The organism is Bartonella sp. AA16NXGY (assembly GCF_042197325.1).
Classification (GTDB): domain Bacteria; phylum Pseudomonadota; class Alphaproteobacteria; order Rhizobiales; family Rhizobiaceae; genus Bartonella.
Map to the genome: position 1 here is coordinate 1 of NZ_JBHIRR010000052.1, position 1,428 is coordinate 1,428.

Annotated in this window: 1 pseudogene; it reads left to right on the forward strand. The window is 40.1% G+C overall.

Annotated elements, in window-relative coordinates:
• Window positions 1–1,428: pseudogene (locus ACFINK_RS09285) on the forward strand (Vomp family autotransporter); the annotation flags it as partial.

A 1,428-nucleotide genomic window follows, 5' to 3' on the forward strand; every position in this document is an offset into this window, starting at 1 on the left:
ACCGGATTTCAAGATCAAGCAGTTTAGTGAGGATGGTACTTCTTTTGACAAGAACTATACGAATGTAGCTGATGCACTTACAGGTGTTGGAAGTTCTATCACGAATGTTCAGAATAAATTGACTGAACAGGTTAATAATGTGATTACCAAAGTGGAAAGCGAGAGCTTTGTTCAGCAAGATAAGACAACGAGTCGTCTCACTATTGGAGATGCAGTAGAAGGTAGTGAAATCAACATTGCCAACAGTAAGAAAGAAGACCGGACACTTTCAGGTGTTGGGGAAGCAAAGAACAATAATGACGCTGTTAACAAAGGTCAATTAGATAAAGGTTTGAAGGATCTTTCTACCAGCCTTCAATCAGATGACTCGGCTGTTGTTCATTACGATAAAACAGGTGATGAAACTGATTATACGAGTGTGACTTTAGGCAAAGGTAAGGATAAGGCAGCTGTTGGTCTTCATAATGTTGCCGATGGTCAGATTGCCAAGGGTTCACGTGATGCAATCACGGGTGGTCAGATTAATAAAATCGGTGAGGATGTAGCTAAGTTTTTAGGTGGAGAAGCATCCTTTAAAGATGGAGCTCTTACACAGCCAACGTATAAATTATCTTACATTGCTAAAGATGGAGTTGTAACAGAGAGTGCCTTTCAAGGTGTTGGAACCGCTTTTGCAGGTCTTGATGAGAATATCAAGAATGTGAATGCAAGGATTAAAGAGGTTTCTGAAGGAGTAGCACAGGATTCTTTGTTATGGAGCAAGGAAGCCGATGCCTTTGTAGCGCGTCATGAAAAGAGTAAAGAAGAAAAAGGCAAAGCTGTCAGGACACAAGAAAACAGTAGAATTACGTTTCTAGCAAATGGTGAGATTAGCGCTAAATCAACAGATGCCGTAACGGGTAGTCAGCTTTATTCGCTGAACGAACAACTTGCAACCTATTTTGGTGGTGGTGCTGGATATGATAAAGAGGGCAAATGGAAAGCACCGGATTTCAAGATCAAGCAGTTTGGTGAGGATGGTACTTCTTTTGACAAGAACTATACGAATGTAGCGGATGCACTTGCCGGTGTTGGAAGTTCTATCACGAATGTTCAGAATAAATTGACTGAACAGGTTAATAATGTGATTACCAAAGTGGAAAGCGAGAGCTTTGTTCAGCAAGACAAAACAACGCATCGTCTCACTATTGGTGCAAAAGTAGGTGGCGCAGAAATCAATATTGCAAATGAAAGCGGTGGGGATCGGATAATTTCTGGTGTTGGTGAAGCAAAGAACAATAATGACGCTGTTAACAAAAGCCAGCTTGATAGCAATATCAAGAATGTCAATGATAATGTAACAAATAAGTTTAGCGAACTTACTAAAAACATAACGAATATTACTCAGCAAGTTAAAGGTGATGCTTTGTTATGGAATGATGAAGCCAA